14 protein-coding genes are annotated in these 17,559 nt (G+C 66.4%); 6 read left to right on the top strand and 8 right to left on the bottom strand.

The window, feature by feature from the left end; translation table 11 throughout:
- Positions 1-10 precede the first annotated feature (10 nt).
- Positions 11-1,015: a serine/threonine protein kinase gene (locus tag IV454_RS17540; protein ID WP_206087126.1), complete on the bottom strand. Its 1,005-nt coding sequence runs from the start codon at positions 1,013-1,015 to the stop codon at positions 11-13.
- Between the two features lie 92 nt (positions 1,016-1,107).
- On the opposite strand from IV454_RS17540, the gene IV454_RS17535 reads away from it, so the two are divergent.
- On the top strand, positions 1,108-1,797 hold the full coding sequence (locus IV454_RS17535; RefSeq protein WP_054267107.1) for a UPF0149 family protein: 690 nt from the start codon (positions 1,108-1,110) through the stop codon (positions 1,795-1,797).
- Positions 1,798-1,889: 92 nt separating this feature from the next.
- A complete protein-coding gene (locus IV454_RS17530; protein WP_206087125.1) occupies positions 1,890-5,255 on the top strand; it encodes a hypothetical protein in 3,366 nt (1,121 codons plus the stop codon).
- Between the two features lie 68 nt (positions 5,256-5,323).
- Here IV454_RS17530 and IV454_RS17525 read toward each other — a convergent pair whose 3' ends face one another.
- The 5 genes from IV454_RS17525 to orn form a co-directional block, all read right to left on the bottom strand.
- Positions 5,324-6,499 (bottom strand): HPP family protein, encoded by a 1,176-nt coding sequence (locus IV454_RS17525; RefSeq protein ID WP_206087124.1) that lies wholly within the window; start codon positions 6,497-6,499, stop codon positions 5,324-5,326.
- 195 nt (positions 6,500-6,694) lie between these two features.
- A complete protein-coding gene (locus tag IV454_RS17520) occupies positions 6,695-6,868 on the bottom strand; it encodes a hypothetical protein (protein WP_206087123.1) in 174 nt (57 codons plus the stop codon).
- Between the two features lie 100 nt (positions 6,869-6,968).
- Entirely contained in the window at positions 6,969-9,050 is a 2,082-nt protein-coding gene (locus tag IV454_RS17515; protein ID WP_206087122.1) for a hypothetical protein, read from the bottom strand.
- Between the two features lie 102 nt (positions 9,051-9,152).
- Positions 9,153-10,001 carry an aldo/keto reductase gene (locus tag IV454_RS17510; RefSeq protein ID WP_206087121.1) on the bottom strand — a complete coding sequence of 283 codons (849 nt, stop codon included), beginning with the start codon at positions 9,999-10,001 and terminating at the stop codon, positions 9,153-9,155.
- A gap of 211 nt (positions 10,002-10,212) precedes the next feature.
- Complete coding sequence (gene orn, locus IV454_RS17505) at positions 10,213-10,797, bottom strand: oligoribonuclease (RefSeq protein ID WP_206087120.1); 585 nt, start codon at positions 10,795-10,797, stop codon at positions 10,213-10,215.
- A gap of 47 nt (positions 10,798-10,844) precedes the next feature.
- Here orn and IV454_RS17500 point away from each other — a divergent pair, with 47 nt between their 5' ends.
- The 4 genes from IV454_RS17500 to IV454_RS17485 all read left to right on the top strand — a co-directional run bounded on the left by IV454_RS17500 (position 10,845) and on the right by IV454_RS17485 (position 16,378).
- Positions 10,845-12,107, top strand: a complete 1,263-nt coding sequence (locus IV454_RS17500) for a M48 family metallopeptidase (RefSeq protein ID WP_206087119.1) — start codon at positions 10,845-10,847, stop codon at positions 12,105-12,107.
- Positions 12,104-12,436, top strand: a complete 333-nt coding sequence (locus IV454_RS17495) for a 4a-hydroxytetrahydrobiopterin dehydratase (RefSeq protein ID WP_206087118.1) — start codon at positions 12,104-12,106, stop codon at positions 12,434-12,436. The genes IV454_RS17500 and IV454_RS17495 overlap by 4 nt, the downstream gene beginning before the upstream one ends.
- Entirely contained in the window at positions 12,433-13,347 is a 915-nt protein-coding gene (gene rsgA, locus IV454_RS17490) for a ribosome small subunit-dependent GTPase A (RefSeq protein WP_206087117.1), read from the top strand. Before IV454_RS17495 ends, rsgA begins: the two co-directional genes overlap by 4 nt.
- Positions 13,348-13,546: 199 nt before the next feature.
- Positions 13,547-16,378, top strand: a complete 2,832-nt coding sequence (locus tag IV454_RS17485; RefSeq protein WP_229521667.1) for an ATP-binding protein — start codon at positions 13,547-13,549, stop codon at positions 16,376-16,378.
- Here the strand turns inward: IV454_RS17485 and IV454_RS17480 are convergent.
- Entirely contained in the window at positions 16,375-16,920 is a 546-nt protein-coding gene (locus IV454_RS17480) for a GNAT family N-acetyltransferase (protein WP_206087115.1), read from the bottom strand. The two genes, IV454_RS17485 and IV454_RS17480, sit on opposite strands and share 4 nt — an antisense overlap.
- Positions 16,917-17,396 (bottom strand): hypothetical protein, encoded by a 480-nt coding sequence (locus IV454_RS17475; protein WP_206087114.1) that lies wholly within the window; start codon positions 17,394-17,396, stop codon positions 16,917-16,919. The genes IV454_RS17480 and IV454_RS17475 overlap by 4 nt, the downstream gene beginning before the upstream one ends.
- Positions 17,397-17,559 lie beyond the last annotated feature (163 nt).

Here is a 17,559-nt window from a genome sequence, read left to right as displayed (position 1 = left end):
TACAGGAGCGTCACCACAGCGCCGGCTCATCCATCAGCGCGATCTGTTCGCGCAGTTCGAGGATGCGGTCTTGCCAATAACGTTGTGTATTGAACCACGGGAAGGCGACCGGGAAGGCCGGGTCGTTCCAGCGCCGCGCCAGCCAGGCCGAGTAGTGGATCAAGCGCAGGGTGCGCAGCGCTTCGATCAGGTTCAGCTGGCGCTCGTCGAAGTCGGCAAAGTCTTCGTAGCCGGCCAGGATGTCGCTCATCTGGCGCACCATGTCGCTGCGCTCGCCCGAGAGCAGCATCCACAGGTCCTGGATGGCGGGGCCGGTGCGGCTGTCGTCGAAGTCGACGAAGTGCGGGCCGTCCGGGGTCCACAGCACGTTGCCGACGTGGCAATCGCCGTGCAGGCGCAGCTGGGCCGATGCGCCCGCCCGCGCGTAGCAGTGGCGCACCCCGTCCAGGGCTTGCTCGGCCACGCTGGTGTAGGCGGCCAGCAGTTCGGGCGGGATGAAGTCGTTGGCCAGCAGGTAGTCGCGCGGTTCGCATCCGAAGGTGTCGATGGTCAATGCCGGGCGCTCGCTGTAGCTTTTCAGGGCGCCGACCGCGTGGATGCGGCCGATGAAACGCCCGGTCCACTCCAGCACGGCGGGGTCGTCGAGTTCGGGCGCGCGCCCGCCGCGCCGGGGGAAGACGGCAAAGCTGAAGCCGCCGAAGCTGTGCAGGGTGCGTCCATCCAGGGTCAGCGCGGGGACCACGGGGATTTCGCGTTCGGTCAATTCCTGCACAAAAGCGTGTTCTTCCAGGATGGCCGTATCGCTCCAGCGCTCGGGGCGGTAAAACTTGGCCACCACCGGGGCGGCGTCTTCCATGCCGACCTGGTAGACCCGGTTTTCGTAGCTGTTGAGCGCGAGCAGGCGGCCGTCGGCGCGCAGGCCGACGCTCTCTAACGCGTCAAGCACGCACTCGGGGCTCAGGGTTGAGAACGGGTGGATGGCGGGTGTGTCGGAGTCGGAAAGTGGCGTGGTCATGGCCGCTATTGTACGGCGCGCCGCATTAAACAGTACGTCCCGGTGCCCGAAAGGTTTAAACTAGCGGCTTCAACGATCAACCAGAGCACGCCATGCAACTCGACCAGCCCCTTTCAGAAAAAGAATTCGACGAACTCGACCAGTTCCTCCTGTCCGACCGCAGCGCGGAAGACGCCATGACCATGGATACCCTGCACGGTTACCTGACCGCCGTGGCGATGGGTCCGGAAACCATCATGCCGGCCGAATGGCTGCCGAAAGTGTGGGGCGAGGATGCCAAGAGCGTCCCCAAGTTCAAGAATGCCAAGGAAGAAGAGCGCATCGTCGAACTGATCATGCGCTTCATGAACGAGGTGCTGGTCACGTTTGAAGTGGCGCCGAAGGAATTCGAGCCGCTGTTCTGCGAAGCCGAGCACGAAGGCACGATGCTGCTCGACGGCGAAGCCTGGTGCTGGGGCTTCTGGGAAGGCATGGAATTGCGCCCCGGTTCGTGGGACCCGATCTGGGAATCGGACCTCGCACCGCTGATGCGCCCGATCTACCTGCTCGGCGCCGACGAAATCGAGGAAGAAGAACTGAAAGAAGTCGATACGCCGATGAAAGGCCACAAGCTGGCCCTGGATATCCAGGCCAACCTGCCGGCGATTCACCGTTTCTGGGTACCGCTGCGCAAGGCGCCGGTGAGCACCATGAAGCGCGACGAGCCGAAAGTCGGCCGCAACGACGACTGCCCTTGCGGCAGCGGCAAGAAGTACAAGAAGTGCTGCGGCGCCGACGAGTAACACGCCGGCGCGCGCTACAGCCTGACTGCGCGCCGGACAATTGCTGGCGCTCGATAAACTCTTGACCGGATCGCGACATCGCGGAGGGAAAGATGACACGCACGGCGCAGACAACAGTGTCGGCTGTACAGCAAGATGCCGGTCCGGTGCACGCCGCGACGCAGGGCGATCCCGCCGGTTTTAGCGACAGGCGGGACACCAGCGGGCATGCCATGCGCTTGCAGGCATTGGCAGACGCCAGCCCACGGCACGATCAGACGCGCGCCCTGATGCAAAGAGTGGCCAGCCACGGCCTGGCGCAGCGGCAAACCTTGCCGGCGGCAGTGACGCGCGAGCGCACGAGCCGGCCTGTGCCCGGGGTGCCAGCGACCGCTATCGTTCCACCGCGCGCACCCCCTGCCACCCTGCCGCCTGTCGTGCAGGGCAAGTTCGTGGCGGGCGGCATGTCGTGGAACGCCTCGAACGCGCATCTTCTGCGCAGGGAACCCGCGCTGGCCGGCATCGCGTCGGCACTGGTCGACTTCATCGTGCGCATGGCCGCGTCACCGAACGGCTACTTTGGCAACATGGACGAGACCTGGGACAATGTCCAAGGGCTTGCGCGGATTGGCTTGAGCGCTTCCCAGGAACGCGCGCGCGCCAGACAAGCGCGCAAGCGTGTCCGCAATGACGACGCCCACGGCTACCCCGACGACGGCACGGCCGCCGCGTCATCGTCATCTTCCTCAGCCTTGTCGGCAGCGACACAAGTCGCGCTGGCGCCACCCGGTGCCTTCGACGAGTGGCATGGCTACCATCGGGCCGCCAGTGCCGACCTGGCCAGTCAGCCCTCCGCCGCTTCACACGAGCCGGCCGCACTGGCGGCGGCCGCCACGGCGCGGCACAACATTGCCTCATTTGTGCCGCTGGACCTGCTTTCGCCCGAGACACGGCAGACAGGTCCCTTCCAGACCAGTCAGCCCGACAAGTACTTTCGCAGCCAGGCGGAGCATCCGCTCTTGACGATCGCGGAAAACTACAAGGGCAAGGCGGCACAGGAGGCCTCGCGGCCCGCGCTGAAAAAACGCTGGCAGGCCAATAAAAACGGGAAATATGCGACAACAGGTCCCCCCTTAAGCAGTCTTGGACTGCGGCCCGGCAATGCTTCGCTCATGGAGACCAGCCTGACGCGGGCGCGCTTTGCAGAGTTGCCGCAGGTTTTGCCCACAACGGCAGCGCTCCCGGAAGGAGCCGCCGCCTCCACTGCGCCCTGGCCGGGATCGTCATCGTCATCGTCATTCGCGCCGCCCTCGACCCTGGCGCCGTCGTCAGCATCGGCAGCGTTGTCCCTGTCGTCGCAGCGCGATCTTGCCATTACCGAACTCGGTCTGCTGATCGCCGAGCCGGACGGCGGCGCGATGCCTTATCCCCCCACCGCCGCAGACGAAGCACTGCGCTTCTCGCAGTCGTATATCCTGCGCCGCACATCGCGCTCGAGCGCGATGGCGGACGCCCTGGTGACGATGCTGGGCGACGAATTGACACATCTCAGGCTTCATCACACCCCGGGTAATACCAGCCTCACGATCCATCTGAGGTCGCTGTTCCTCGGCAAAGCCGGGCACGGCGTGCGGGAACGCGTCGTCGAATGGCTGCAGGCGTATTTCGCCGGTCGCGCGAGCGTTCACGCGGCCAGGCTCGGGATTCCGCTCGGATTGCAGATACGGCAAAGTTTCGGCTTTCTCGACACCACCGTCGCCAATACCGGCGAGTCGCTCCGGCTGTCGTTCGGCAGCGAGCCGCCCGAATACCTGGAAGCGCTCGCTGCCGCCCTGCGCAGCTTCGATCGCGATGTGGGCGTGCTCGCAGCGGCATTGGCGCGCAGCACAGCGGCCGCCGTGCCGGCTTCCTCATCGAATTCGACGAGCAGCGCGGCGGCCGCGGCGGCCGCCCCGGCCGACCCGCTGATCAGCATCGACAATGGCGCCTGGAACCCCACCAGCGAACAACGCAAGTATGCCGGCGTGTACCAGGCCATGCTGCTGGCCGAAGACGACATCCTCGCCTACGCGACATGGGTGACGGAGGGCCGAGCGGACGATCTCGGCAAGCGTGACCCCAAAAAGGGCTTGAACGACGAGCGCTCGAAGAATTTGCAAATCATGAACAACAAGGCGAGCGCCGCGCTTCGCGCTCACCTCGATGCGGCCGCCGGGCTGGCCGAGGTCGCGGCGACGGCGCTGCCCATTCAGGCCGACCTCGATGACGCGGCGATGTTCGCGGCGCACCTGCTCGGGAGCCTCGACCTGGTCCCGACGCAAGCATTCGCGCACCTGGCGCACGAGGCATTGCGCAACCTGCGGGCAGCCGCTTCCAGGGCACTGGCGACCCTGCGCAGCCGCGCTTCCGGGGCCCGTGGGCGCGGCGATGCGCATTCGATCCTGCGCAACGCGACCGAGACCATCATGGAAGCCAGTTACGTGCTGGCCGCCGCGGTCAATGCCCACGCCGACCGCGATCCCCTGGCCGAAGCGACCGCGCGGGTCAGACGCATCCTGGCCTCCGGCGGTGCGCCGGGATCGGCGGATCGGCAGCCACGGGTCCATTTCGCCGACAGCGGCTCACAGGCGATTTTCAACGGCACGCTCGCGCACATGCCGCCCAGCGCGGCCAGCGGCAGCGTGGACTTCTCCGCCACACCGAGCGTGTATTACGAGACTCCGAGGGTCGGACAGGCTCTGAAACCGGCGCGCGAGCAGGCCACGCCGGTGCGGATCGACACCACCTCACCCTACCTTGCCGTACCGCCGCCGGTGCAAGACGACGAGGCCATGGAGGACATCGCAGCCGCGGCCAGCAGCGCCATGCCAACGACGATGCTCGACGCGACCAATACCGATCCGTTCAGCCCCGAATTCCTCCTGTCGCTGCCCCCTTCTGTATCGATGGTCGCGTCGAGTACCGTCAAGCTGGGCCAGAGCGGTAGCGACCATTTGCAGCAAGGTTCGCTGATCGATCTGACGGGCACGGCGCCGGTCACCGACATCGCGATGGGAGCGCAGGACCGGCAGCTACTGGCGATGTACGAGGATCTGCGGGGCGCAAATGAGGTACTCGGCCCCAACATGAGCGCCGCCACCCGCGCCTTCCTGAGGGACCCGCGTGAATTTCTGTCGCCGGGTGCTGGCGCGATGGCGCCGGCGAGCGCCGCAGCTTCCTCCAGGATGTCCGCCGCAGCCGCGCTTCTCCCCGCGCTCGACGCGCTCGAGCCCTGGCGTATCCTGCGTTACCTGGCATGGCGCGACGCCGAGGTGCTTGCCTATCAATTGGAAACGGCGAACTGGCGCCTTGTCCATGGTGTCTGGGTCGATTCACACGGCGCCCCCGTCGGTGTCGACAGGCTGGCCACCAAGGCGAAGGAGCTGATGATCGATGTCGGCGAGCTGCTGCGGGTCGAGCGCGCGCACTTCGCGACATAGCAAAGGCCGGCATTCACCCACGTGGCGGTCCGACTCGCGCCTGCGGCGCCGATCGGACCGCGCCCGCCCTACGCCGCCGGAGCCAGTTCGGCCAGCCGCCCCTGATACAGCGCGGCCACCAGATCCGACTGGGTGACGATGCCGGCAAAGCGGTCTTCGTCGTCGACCACGGGAATGTGGTGCAGGCCGGCGTTGGCCATCAGCGGCACCAGTTCCACGATCGGCGTGTGCACATGCGCCGTGGCCACCCTGGCTGTCATGATCTGCCCCACCACTTCCGGTTTGTCCGAATGCGTCGATCCGCTGCGCCGCAGCAGTGCGCGCAGGCGCGCCCCCAGTCCGCTGTACGCATCCAGGTCGCTGTGGCGCAGGAAATCGGCCTGGGTGACGATGCCGATCACCCTGCGCGCCCGGTTCAGCACCGGCAGCGCATGCACCTGATGATGCCGCATCAAGCCCCAGGCATCGGCCAGGGCCGTGCCGAATTCGAGTGTGACCACGTCGGTCGACATGATCTGGCCGCAGCGGATCACGCCGAAGCGGCGCCCGTAGGCCGCCGTTTCGGTGGCCAGGATGATGCCTTCGAGGTCGTCGCGGCTGACGTCGAGCACTTCGCCGTAGCGCGCCAGCACGGCGTCCAGGTCGTCGCGCCGGAAGCCCAGGCGCGCGGTGGGCACCGCATCGGCCGTGTCGTGGACATTCTGCATCGTCGATTGCTGGCGGTGCGGATAGCGGTGACCGGTCAGCTGGTTGACGGCCAGGGCGGCGCCCACCATCAGCACGCAGTTCAGTGCCACCGGGGTGAGGGCAAAGCCGAAGCCGAGCTTGTGCACTGCGGGGCCGGCCAGCACGGCCGTTAGCGCCATGGCGCCGCCCGGCGGATGCAAGCAGCGCAGCGCGAACATGGCGACGATCGCCATCCCGCCGGCCAGCGGGGCGGCCACTGCTGGTGTGAGGCCAGTCTTGATGCAGGCCACCCCCACCAGGGCCGAGACGACGTTGCCGCCGATCACGGCCCACGGCTGGGCCATCGGACTGGCGGGCAGGCAAAACAGCAGCACGGCGGAGGCGCCCATCGGGGCGATCAGCCACAGGCCGGCCGCGCCGCCGGTCGCGCTGCACAGCGCGCCGGTCAGGCCCAGCGCGATAAACGCGGCCACGCTGGCGCGCCATTGTTCTTGGCGGGCGACACTGTTGGGTGGGGGTAAAACGGCGGTGAGCCAGGCAAAGCGTGGGGCGGACATGAGGACGAGCAAGAACAGCGAAGCTGCAATTACACCACAGATGAGCTACAAAGGTGCACGGACCCACTATTTTCGTGCGGGCGAGCCATCCGCGCAGCCGGTCACCGCGATGGCGCCCGCCAATGCTGATCGGCCCGGCTGGCGATCCTGTAAGGGAAAGCAAGCCGGGCCGCTGAACGGACTTACCCTGGCGATTTACTGGCCGCGCGGGCCTTTGTCGGCGCCCTGGTGATCCTTGACGCCGTCGTTCTTGTGCTTGCCGGCGACTTCTTCCGTTTCGGCACGCTGGCGGTTCTTGGTGGCTTCCTGCTGCGCCTGTTCATCCGCGCGCTGCTGTTGCTCACTTGGGTCGTTGCTGTGCTTGGTCATAAAGCCTCCTGTTTGTTTGAGACACAACAATACGCCCTCCCCAACATCCGTTCCGTTCGCCAACCCACGTACGGGGGAAATTTATTTCCTGCGGCACAGCTTATGGCGGCGGCAAGCGTTTCAGTACGACCTCGAACGGTTGCTTGCTGTCGTGCGGCGGCGCGAGCAGCGCATCGATGCCTTTGAAACTCTTGCCCGCCAGCGCCCAGCCCAGCGGAGTGTGGGTTTCCGAGGGCATGCCGAACCACAGGAAGCGCGCCGGGCCGGCAGGCAGGATCACGGCCATGTCGCGCCGCTCCGCCGTGACGGCAAAGGTGGCGCGCGCCGTGCGGGTATTGAACAAGCCCAGCGGCGGGGCCAGTAGTTCCGACAGGAAGGTCGTATCCATGCGCGCGCCGGCCGGGTCTTGCTTTTCCTTCGGGGCCAGCGCGTCGGGGGAATTGCTGATGACGATGACGGCCGGATCGATGTCGTAACCGCGCTCGCGCCACCGCGCCAAGGCCGGGCGCATGGCGAACAGCAGGTCGCGCACCGATTCGACGCCGGAGTTTTCAAAGTAGCCGCCATCGATGATCCGGCCCCAGGGCGCGCGTTCGCGGCCGGGCGCGCAGGCCACCAGCTCCTTGCCGGCGCGGCAGGCCGACACCGTCCCGGCCGGGCTGATATAACTGAAACGCGCGCTGTTGTGCACCGCCGTCCCCAGGCTCATCTGGTGCAGGTCGAGCACCGGGTCGAGCGCATCGTAGGCGTCCGGAAAGCTGCCGTCGATGATCAGGTCGCTGGCGATGATGCGGCTGCCGCCATCGACCAGGGTGGCGTTGAGCAGCAGCGAGGGCACGTTCATGGCGCCGTCGGCGGCCCACAGCTGGTCGAAGCGGCGCGCGAAGCGGTCGTTGCCGGTGGCGCTGAGCCAGCCCTGCTCCCAACCCGCTTCCATGGCGCGGGCGCGGTCCGCCGCCGCGATCGCGAACGGCAAGAAGCGCTGCAGCATGTCCGGATACAGCATGTAACCGAGCGTGGGCGACAGGAAGTCACGCTGCAAGACCTTGCGCATGCATTCCTGGTAGGGGGTGTCGCGCCCGCCGCGCGCGCAGTAGGCGGTGGCCAGATCGTTGCCGCCGGCATCGGCCAGCAGCGCGGCGAAGGCGCTGCTGCCCAGGCTGCCGCCGGAAACGCCGCTCAGGGCGAACAGGTGACGCCCGAAGCGCGCGCCGCTGTCGTCCTGCAGCTTGGCCAGCACCATGCCGGTCCAGTAGGCGGCGCGGATGCCGCCGCCTTCGGCCGCCACCACGAACAGGGGGAACGGCCGTCCCGGCACCAGGGTGCCGCTGGCCACGCGCGCCTGCAGCCAGTCGTCGAGGTGGGCGTCGATCTTGCGCCGGATCGGCGCCGGATCGTCCGCTGCGATGGGCAGCAGCCTGACCTGGTGGTTGTCGTTCCACAGGCTGAACACGATGAACAGCAGCAGCGGCAGCGCCGCCATTGAGGGCAGCCGGGCCTGTTTGAAGGAATACGTCAGCACCAGGTCGCCGAACAGGATCCAGCTGGCGAAAGCGAAACACAGCAGCGCGGGCGCGGTGACATAGCGCGTGACCTCGACCGGCCGCAGCCACACGGCGAACAGCAGCGCGAAGGTGAGCAGGATGGCCAGCGCCACCGTCAGCACCGTGCGCCCCTGCAAGGATTCGAAGCGAATCGAGCTGGTCTGCCCCTCGAAGCCGCGGAAACGCGAGGCGAACCAGGCGCGCCGCTTGAGCACGAACACGCCCATGGCGAAGGCGGTCAGGAAGCACGCCAGCGCCAGCGCCGGCTGGCCCAGGCGCTGGAACTGGATCGACAGCACGGAAGCCGGCACGATGCCGAGAAAGCGCGGCAGCCACATGCGGATGCTGTTGACGAAGGGCGTGTCGGTGCGGTCCAGCAGGGAAGTGCCGTCGAACACGCGCCCGAGGGTCAGGCGCGCGCTGTACCAGGCGGCGGTGGACCAACTGGCCACGGAAAAAATAAAAATCGGAAAGGTCCAACCGGGATCGCTGACCAGGCGCAGGAATTCGGTGCCCTGGGGAATGAAGGCCAGGCCGGCGGAACAGAGCAAGGTGAGGCTGAAGCTGTACACGCAGCGCCACAGGATCGACCCGATTTCCTTGCCGCGTTCGCCAACCACGCGCACGATGCTGACCATCTCGTTCTCCTTGTGGGTGGAAGGGCCGCCATGCGGCGTGCGGCGGGCTGCCGGGTAGCGCTGCGGCCGAATCCGGCGTCAGGGATGGGCGACCGCTACGCCTCAGCGCATCGCCAGCGCCTGCCGCTTCGTCGGTGGCGCAAAGGCCCGGTCCAGATCTTCCAGATCGAAGGCGCTCAGCACCACATCGGCCGCCGCCCGGTTCTGGCGCACGTGCGCCGGGTCGGCCGCCTTGGGGATCGCCACCACTCCGTCCTGGCGCAGCAGCCATGCCAGCGCGATCTGACCCGGGGTGCAGCCATGCCGTCCGGCCACCGCCATCAGGCTCGGATTGCCCAGCAACAGCTCGCGCTCCGGGCCGGCCGACTCCAGCGGCGAATACGCCATCAGCGGCATGCCGTGCTTGCGCGACCACGGCAGCAAATCCCATTCGATCCCGCGCTTGGCCAGATTGAACAGCACCTGGTTTGCGGCAATCGCGCGCCCGCCGGGCAAGGCGTCGGCTTCCAGCATGTCGCCCAGGTCGAAATTGCTCACGCCGAAATCGACGATCTTTCCTTCCTTTTGCAAGGCCTGGAAGGCGTCCAGGGTTTCCGACAGCGGCACCGCGCCGCGCCAGTGCAGCAGGTACAGGTCGATGCGGTCGGTCGCCAGGCGTTGCAGGCTGCGCTCGCAGGCCGCGCGCACCCCGCGCTTGTCGGCATTGTGCGGATACACTTTGCTGACGATAAACGCCTGCTCGCGCCGCCCGGCAATCGCCGCGCCCACCACTTCCTCGGCCCCGCCCTCGCCGTACATCTCGGCCGTGTCGATCAAGCCCATGCCGAGATCCATGCCCAATTGCAACGCGCCGATCTCGTGCTGGCGCCGCGCCGGGTCTTCTCCCATGTTCCAGGTACCTTGTCCGAGCGCGGGAATGAGGCGTCCGGACCGCATCGTCACAGTTTTCATGTCGCAAGATCCCATCGCTGTTGCGTAAAGATCATTCTAGAGGAAAAAGCCATTCCCGGCGCACGGCGCATCAGAGCGCCAGCGGCGGCGCGGCATGCAATACAACAGGGGGAACGGGGCGCCCGGCAAGGGGCGCCCGGCGAGGGCGCCCGGCGAGGGGCACCCGGCGAGGGGCGCCCCGGCCAGGACGGCCGGGGCAAGACAAGGCCGATTACAGCTTGATGAAATGCTCGCGGTAGTAGCGCAGCTCTTCGATCGATTCGATGATGTCGGCCAGCGCCGTGTGCTTCTGGTGCTTCTTGAAGCCGCTGACGATCTCCGGCTTCCAGCGCTTGCACAACTCTTTCAGGGTCGACACGTCCAGGTTACGATAGTGGAAGAACGCTTCCAGCTTCGGCATGCCGCGCACCATGAAGCGGCGGTCCTGGCAAATGGTATTGCCGCACATTGGCGATTTGCCGGCTGGAACGTAGTTCTTCAGCCAGGCGATCAGTTGCGCCTCGGCTTCGGCTTCGGTCACGGTCGAGGCCTTGACCTTCTCGATCAGCCCGGAGCGCCCGTGGGTGCCCTTGTTCCAGGAATCCATCTTGTCTAGCGTCTCGTCCGACTGGTGGATGGCGAACACCGGGCCTTCGCCCAAGATGTTCAGGTGCATGTCGGTCACCACGACCGCCACTTCGATGATGCGGTCGGTATCGGGCTCAAGGCCCGTCATTTCCATGTCCACCCAAACCAGGTTGAACTCATTTGGGCGCGGTAACGCGGCCGGTGCTGCTAAATCAGTGGCATGTGACATAATTCTCTCTTGGCCTAAACAATCCTGCATTTTCTCACAGGCACAGAATGTCTTCACTCGCGTTTTCGATATTGTTCGTTTCTTTCTTCATTTTGTCGCTGGTGCTGCGCTTTTGGCTGTCGACCCGCCAGTTGCGCTGCGTGTCGGCCCACCGCGGCGCGGTCCCGGCCGACTTTGCCGAAAAAATCTCCCTCGATGCGCACCAGAAGGCGGCCGACTACACCGCCGCCAAAATCCATTTCGGCCTCGCCAGCCTCTTGTTCAGCAGCGCCGTGCTGATCGGTTTTACCCTGCTCGGCGGCCTCCAATGGCTGGCCATCGCCCTGCTGCCGCACACCGGCACCGGCATCGCCTTCCAGATGGCCCTGTTCGTCGCCTTTGCGGCGGTCAGCGGCGTGCTCGACATGCCGTTCGATTACTACCGCCAGTTCGTGCTCGAGGAACGCTTCGGCTTCAACAAGATGAGCATCGGTTTATGGATCGCCGATGCCGCGAAAGGCACGGGCCTGGGCCTCGTGCTCGGCCTGCCGCTGATCTGGGTGGTGCTGCAATTGATGGAAAAAAGCGGCAGTCTGTGGTGGCTGTACACCTGGCTAGTCTGGATCGGTTTCCAGCTGGTGATGATGGTCATCGCGCCGACCTTGATCATGCCGCTGTTCAACAAGTTCGAGCCGCTCAAGGACGACAGCCTGCGCCAGCGCATCGAAGGCTTGATGGCCCGCGTCAACTTCGCCGCCAAGGGCCTGTTCGTGATGGACGGCTCCAAGCGCAGCGCCCACAGCAACGCCTTTTTCTACGGTTTCGGCGCCAACAAGCGCGTGGTGTTTTACGACACCCTGGTCGCCAGCCTGACCCAGCCCGAGGTCGAAGCGGTGCTGGCGCACGAACTGGGCCACTTCAAATTGCGCCACAACCTCAAGCGCATGGTGGTCGGTTCGGTCGTCTCGCTGGCCTTCCTGGCCCTGCTGGGCTACCTGAAAAACCAGGCCTGGTTCTACAGCGGCCTCGGTTTCGATCCGCTGCCCGGCGTGCCGACCGACGCCGTGGCGCTGCTGCTGTTCATGCTGGCGCTGCCGGTATTTACCTTCCTGTTCTCGCCGCTGACCTCGATCAGCTCGCGCAAGCACGAATTCGAAGCCGACGCCTTCGCCGCGACCCACACCGACGCGCGCGACCTGATCTCGGCGCTGGTCAAGATGTACGAAGAAAACGCTTCCACGCTCACGCCGGACCGGCTGCACTCGACCTTTTACGACTCGCACCCGCCGGCCAGCATCCGCATCCAACAACTCAACCTGGCGGTCCGATGAGCCTGCTTACCCAATCCTGCCGTGCCGACGCCGCTGCCCTCGCCCCGGATGCCATCGCCGCCCTGCTGCCGCAGGTGCCCGGCTGGAGCATCGCCGACGGCAAGCTGCTTCGCCGTTTCACCTTCAAGAATTATTACGACACCATGGCCTTCGTTAACGCGCTGGCCTGGATCAGCCACCATCAGGACCACCATCCGGAACTGACGGTCACCTACAAGGAGTGCGCAGTGCGCTACAACACCCATTCGGCCGGCGGCGCGCTGTCTGACAACGACTTTATCTGCGCGGCCAAAGCCAATGCGCTGTTCGGCCAGCGGAGCGGCGCATGAGCGGCCAAAGCGTGCCGGCAGCGGCCGGCCTGACCGGCACCATCATCGCCGCCCACGGGCGCCATTACCTGGCCGACGTGGCCGGGCGCAAGCTGCAATGCGTCACGCGCGGCAAAAAGACGAATATCGCCGTGGGCGATGTGGTCAACCTCAAGATGACGTCGGAAGACCAGGCCGTGATCGAATCGATCACCGAGCGCAAGACCCTGCTGTACCGTTCCGACCAGTACAAATCGAAGCTGCTGGCGGCCAACCTGAGCCGCCTGTTCATCGTGGTGGCGACCGAGCCGGGGTTTGCCGACGACCTGATTTCGCGCTCGCTGGTGGCGGCCGAAGCGGCCGGCATCGAGGCCCACCTGATCCTCAACAAGACCGACGTGGCCGACCTGCTGCCCAAGGCGCGCGAGCGCCTGCTGGCCTACACCTCGCTCGGCTATCCGCTGCACGAAGTGTCGGCGCGCGCCAATCCGGAGCACGCGGTGGCCACCCTGATGCCGCTACTGGAGGGGGAATCGTCGATTTTCATCGGCCAGTCGGGCATGGGCAAATCGTCGCTGATCAATTTGCTGGTGCCGGACGCCGATATCGCGGTGCGCGAGATTTCGGCGGCGCTCGACACCGGCAAGCACACCACCACCTTCACCCGTCTGTACTCGCTGGGCGAGCATGCCTCGATCATCGATTCGCCGGGCTTCCAGGAATTCGGGCTGTATCACCTGAGCGAAGGGATGCTGGAACGGGCGTTCGTGGAGTTCGGGCCGTACCTGGGCGGTTGCAAGTTCTACAACTGCCGCCACCTGATCGAACCGCAGTGCGCGATCCTGACGGCGGTCGCGGAAGGCAAAATCGCCAAATTCCGCCACACCTTGTACGGACAGCTGCTGCACGAATCGGCGCAGACCTTGTACTGATCCGCTAGCTCGTCGTTCCCGCTAGCCCGTCGTTCCCGCGCAGGCGGGAACCCAAGTTTGTTGCGATACCTGTGACTTCGGCATGAACTTGGGTTCCCGCCTGCGCGGGAAGTCATTTCTGCCAATGGCAGAAATGACGAGATAGCCCGCTTTTCAGCATACAATGGCAACACCATCGTAAAGGGTCCCGGCAATGGAGATGTTCACCGTCGATGTCAACGTTGCACAATGGGAGTCCGCGCTGCCCTCCCTGCGCGGCATGGAACGCTTGCCGGTGCTGCTGCCGCTGGCCTGGCACCTGCGCCAGCGCGACCCGGCGCGCGCCCTCATGCTGGCCGGCGAAGCGCTCTCCCAGCTGCCCCTGTCCGACCTCCCGCCCGACCGCTGCGCCAGCCTCGAAGCGCGCATGCACCTGCTGCACGCCGAATGCGAATGGCTCGACGGCGCCCTCGACCTGGCCTGCGCCCACGCCCGCGAACTGCTGTCGCGCTTCACGCTCCTGAACGACCATGCCGGCTGCGCCGACACTTACTGGCTGCTGGCCTGGATCTCGATCGACCGCGGCGACCATGACGGCAGCGACACCGCTTTTGCCAACGCCGCCGCCAGCGCGCGCCAGGCCGGCGACGCCTTGCGCACCGACCTGGCCGAAGCGGCCCTCGCGCGCTGGGCCGTGCTGCGCGACCCGGTCGCCGCCATCGCCCGCTGGGGCCAGCGCTTCGACGCCGACAGCGGCCGCCTGCACCCGTCCCTGGCCACCTGGGTCAACGACTTCCTGGGCCTGGCCGCCAGCCAGGCGGCCGACTTCGGCGCCGCCGCCGCCCACTACATGCGCTGCTACGAGTCGGCCCTCGACACCGGCCAGGTGCGCGCCGCCATCACCGCCGCCACCAACATCGGCGAAGACTTCACCATCCTCAACGACCACCACTCGGCGCTCGAATGGGTCCAGTGCGCGCTCGAACTGGCGCGTCCCACCGGCTGGCCGCGCAGCGTCGGCGCCTGCCTGATGCACAGCGCCGACTCCCTGCGCCGCCTCGGCCAGCTCGACGCCGCCCACGACATGCTGCAGGAAGCGCTGACCATCATGAAACCGCTGGAAAATGCGCGCAGCTACGCCATCGCCCTGCAATACCTGGGCGACCTGTCGCTCGACAAGGGCGACTACGAAGGCGCGCTGGACGCCTTTACGCGCCTGGCCGCACGCGCCGAAGTGCTCGACCAGGCCGACTTTCGCAGCATCGCCCGGCGCGGCCAGGCGCACGCGCTGTCGCACCTGGGCCGCGCTGGCGACGCCATCGCGGTGGCGGCCGACGCCGCCACCATGGCCGCCGCCCCCGGCTACGCCTACAACCAGATCGCCGCGCTGCGCGTGATGGCGCTGATCCACGCCCAGCATCCGCTGCCGCCACCGCCCGGCATGGTCGAACCGAATCCGGTGCTGCACTACCTGCAGCAGGCGCTGTCGGTGGCGTCCACCATCGAAGGCTACACCGTGCCGGGCGACCTGTACGACGCCATGGCGCGCGAATACGCAGCCGCCGGCGACTACGCGCGCGCCTACGAGGTGGCGCTGGCGGCATCGAGCTCGCGCGAAAAGACCCACAGCCAGGAAGCGACCAACCGCGCCATCGCCATGCAGGTGCATCACCAGACCGAGCATGCGCGCAGCGAGGGCTACCACCACCGCGAGCTGGCCGAATCGGAAGCGCGGCGCGCCGAAATCCTGCAGCGCACCAGCGCCACCCTGGAGCGCCTGTCCGCCATCGGCCAGGAAATCACGGCCCACCTGGACGCCGCCGCCGTGTTCCAGGCGCTCGACCGCCACATCCACGGCCTGCTCACGGCCAGCACCTTCGCCATCTACCTGATCGACGCCGCCGGCACCACCTTGCACCGCGCCTTCGGCGTGGAGCTGGGGCGCGAGCTGCCCAGCCACGCGATCGCCCTGTCCAAGCACGACGCCTATTCGGTGCGCTGCCTCGACGAGCGGCGCGAAATCTACATCGAGCACTGGCCCGACGCCGAGCACCGCAAGGTGGTACCGGGCACGATGGTCAATATGAGCGCGCTGTTCGTGCCGCTGACGGTGGGCGAGCGCGCCATCGGCGTGATGACGGTGCAGGCGCCGCAGTCGCATGCCTATGGCGAAAACGAGCGCATGATTTTCCGCACCCTGTGCGCGTACGGCGCCATCGCGCTCGATAACGCCGAGGCTTACCGCCAGCTGCAGGATGCGCAGACCCAGCTGGTGTCGCAGGAAAAGCTGGCCGCCCTCGGTTCGCTGATGGCTGGCGTGGCGCACGAACTCAATACCCCGATCGGCAACAGCCTGCTGATCGCCAGCACCATGCAGGAAAAAACCGCCGAAATCGAAGCGCTGATGAAGGGGCCGGGCTTGCGCCGCTCCGAGCTGGCCGCCTTCATCACCGATTCGCAAAAGGCGGCGGCGCTGGTGCTGCGCGGGCTCACCAGCGCCGCCGACCTGGTCAACAGCTTCAAGCAGGTGGCGGTCGACCGCACCACCGAGCAGCGCCGCTTCTTCAACCTGCAGCAGGTATGCCACGAAATCATCGCCACCATGATGAACCGCATCCGCGCGGCCAACCACAACATCGACATGGAGGTGTCGGATGCGATCGGGATGGACAGTTATCCTGGCCCGTTCGGGCAAGTCATCACCAATTTCATCAACAACGCCCTGCTGCACGCCTTCGCGCCGGGCCACAGCGGCCACATGCAGCTGACGGCGTCGATGCCGGCCGAGGGACGGGTACTGGTGGAGTTCCACGACAACGGCGGCGGCATCCGGGCCGAGCACCTGGGGCGGATTTTCGATCCTTTCTTCACCACCAAGCTGGGACAGGGCGGCAGCGGACTGGGACTGTCGATCAGCTACAACATCGTGACCTCCCTGCTGGGCGGGCAAATCACGGTGGTGAGCAGTGCGCAGGACGGCACCAGCTTCGTGCTCGACCTGCCGCTGACGGCGCCACAGCATCCGGACGCGGACGTGACGGCGATCTATTAGCTCGTCTTCACCAGCACCAGTTCCTGGTCCGTCGCCAGGCGCGCGTACAGCCAGCAGTCGCGGTGCACCGCGCCATCCGCATGGCTGCCGCGCATCAGGCCCTCGCGCCGGAACCCGCAGCGTTCCAGCACGGCGGCGGCGGCCGGATTGTCGCTCTGGGTGACGCCCGCCAGCCGGTGCAAGCCGATTGCCGTGAATGCATGCCGGGCAACGGCGGCGACCGCCTCGCGCGCATAGCCGCGGCCGCGCTCGGGCCGCGCCACCAGGAAGCCGATCTCGCCGATCGTATCGTCAACCAGCATGAGCGCCACCGTTCCCAGCGCACGGCCGTCGCAGTAAACAATCCACGCGCTGGTCAGGTCGGGGCGTTCGGCCAAGGTCCGGCACAACTGCATCCAGGCCGTGCGTTCGTCATCGTCGCCGATGCGGTCGCGCAGCGCGCGCGCGCATGCGCTGTCGAGCGGTTCGAGCAGCAGGCGCGCAGTGCGGATCAGCGACATCATCGACAGCGCGCTGCGCGCCTTGCCGGCGCTGGCGCTCATACATTCTCCATGGCGGCCCGGGTCCGCTCGATGGCCGCGCCGGTAGCGGCCGGCATCGCCTCGCCCTGAAGGGCGGAAATGAGGTAGCGCTTCGTTTCCGCTTGCCGCTTCATGGCGTCGATTGCTTCGGCGCTCAGTTCCTTCCCCTTGTACCTGAGCCCTTGTTTGAACGCCTTGCTCAATCCCGCGTGGACCGGCAGCACCAGGCGATTTTTGCTGTTTGAAAAATTCAGCGGTATCCAGGAAAGGACGATGTCGCGATCGCGCGGTAGCGCCGCCATGGCCGCTTCCAGGGACCCAAGCTGATGCGCGTTGCCGCAGTTGAAATGCCTGTCGCTGGCGCGCGCCAAAGCCGAGCTGCGCCCATCAGGCATCATCAGCGAGCCCGCAAGCGTGACGATGCGCCGCTTCTGCGTGGAGATCGCGGGCCGGAAGGTGCTCACGAGCGGGCGCGCGGCGCTGAAAGTTTTTAGCATAAAGAACTCCATGAAGTGAAGGGATCGCCGACTGCCGGCCCTGCGACCGATGGCGCGGATGGCCGGTTCCACAGCGCCAGATGCTCACGGTGGGTCGCCAACCGTCGCGCACGCGTCGTTGATCACAAAATCCATCGTAGCGCGCGCGTCCGCTTCGGCAAAC

The sequence above is a fragment of the Massilia antarctica genome, assembly GCF_015689335.1.
Taxonomy (GTDB): domain Bacteria; phylum Pseudomonadota; class Gammaproteobacteria; order Burkholderiales; family Burkholderiaceae_D; genus Telluria_A; species Telluria_A antarctica.
The sequence above is the reverse complement of the archived record's forward strand: the minus strand, read 5'-3'. Positions and strand labels throughout refer to the sequence as shown.

What these genes read in the sequence shown, in the direction of transcription:
- IV454_RS17540 (WP_206087126.1), bottom strand. Translation starts at nt 1,015, where the DNA reads ATGACCACGCCACTTTCCGACTCCGACACACCCGCCATCCACCCGTTC.
- IV454_RS17535 (WP_054267107.1), top strand. Translation starts at nt 1,108, where the DNA reads ATGCAACTCGACCAGCCCCTTTCAGAAAAAGAATTCGACGAACTCGAC.
- IV454_RS17530 (WP_206087125.1), top strand. Translation starts at nt 1,890, where the DNA reads ATGACACGCACGGCGCAGACAACAGTGTCGGCTGTACAGCAAGATGCC.
- IV454_RS17525 (WP_206087124.1), bottom strand. Translation starts at nt 6,499, where the DNA reads ATGTCCGCCCCACGCTTTGCCTGGCTCACCGCCGTTTTACCCCCACCC.
- IV454_RS17520 (WP_206087123.1), bottom strand. Translation starts at nt 6,868, where the DNA reads ATGACCAAGCACAGCAACGACCCAAGTGAGCAACAGCAGCGCGCGGAT.
- IV454_RS17515 (WP_206087122.1), bottom strand. Translation starts at nt 9,050, where the DNA reads ATGGTCAGCATCGTGCGCGTGGTTGGCGAACGCGGCAAGGAAATCGGG.
- IV454_RS17510 (WP_206087121.1), bottom strand. Translation starts at nt 10,001, where the DNA reads ATGAAAACTGTGACGATGCGGTCCGGACGCCTCATTCCCGCGCTCGGA.
- orn (WP_206087120.1), bottom strand. Translation starts at nt 10,797, where the DNA reads ATGTCACATGCCACTGATTTAGCAGCACCGGCCGCGTTACCGCGCCCA.
- IV454_RS17500 (WP_206087119.1), top strand. Translation starts at nt 10,845, where the DNA reads ATGTCTTCACTCGCGTTTTCGATATTGTTCGTTTCTTTCTTCATTTTG.
- IV454_RS17495 (WP_206087118.1), top strand. Translation starts at nt 12,104, where the DNA reads ATGAGCCTGCTTACCCAATCCTGCCGTGCCGACGCCGCTGCCCTCGCC.
- rsgA (WP_206087117.1), top strand. Translation starts at nt 12,433, where the DNA reads ATGAGCGGCCAAAGCGTGCCGGCAGCGGCCGGCCTGACCGGCACCATC.
- IV454_RS17485 (WP_229521667.1), top strand. Translation starts at nt 13,547, where the DNA reads ATGTTCACCGTCGATGTCAACGTTGCACAATGGGAGTCCGCGCTGCCC.
- IV454_RS17480 (WP_206087115.1), bottom strand. Translation starts at nt 16,920, where the DNA reads ATGAGCGCCAGCGCCGGCAAGGCGCGCAGCGCGCTGTCGATGATGTCG.
- IV454_RS17475 (WP_206087114.1), bottom strand. Translation starts at nt 17,396, where the DNA reads ATGCTAAAAACTTTCAGCGCCGCGCGCCCGCTCGTGAGCACCTTCCGG.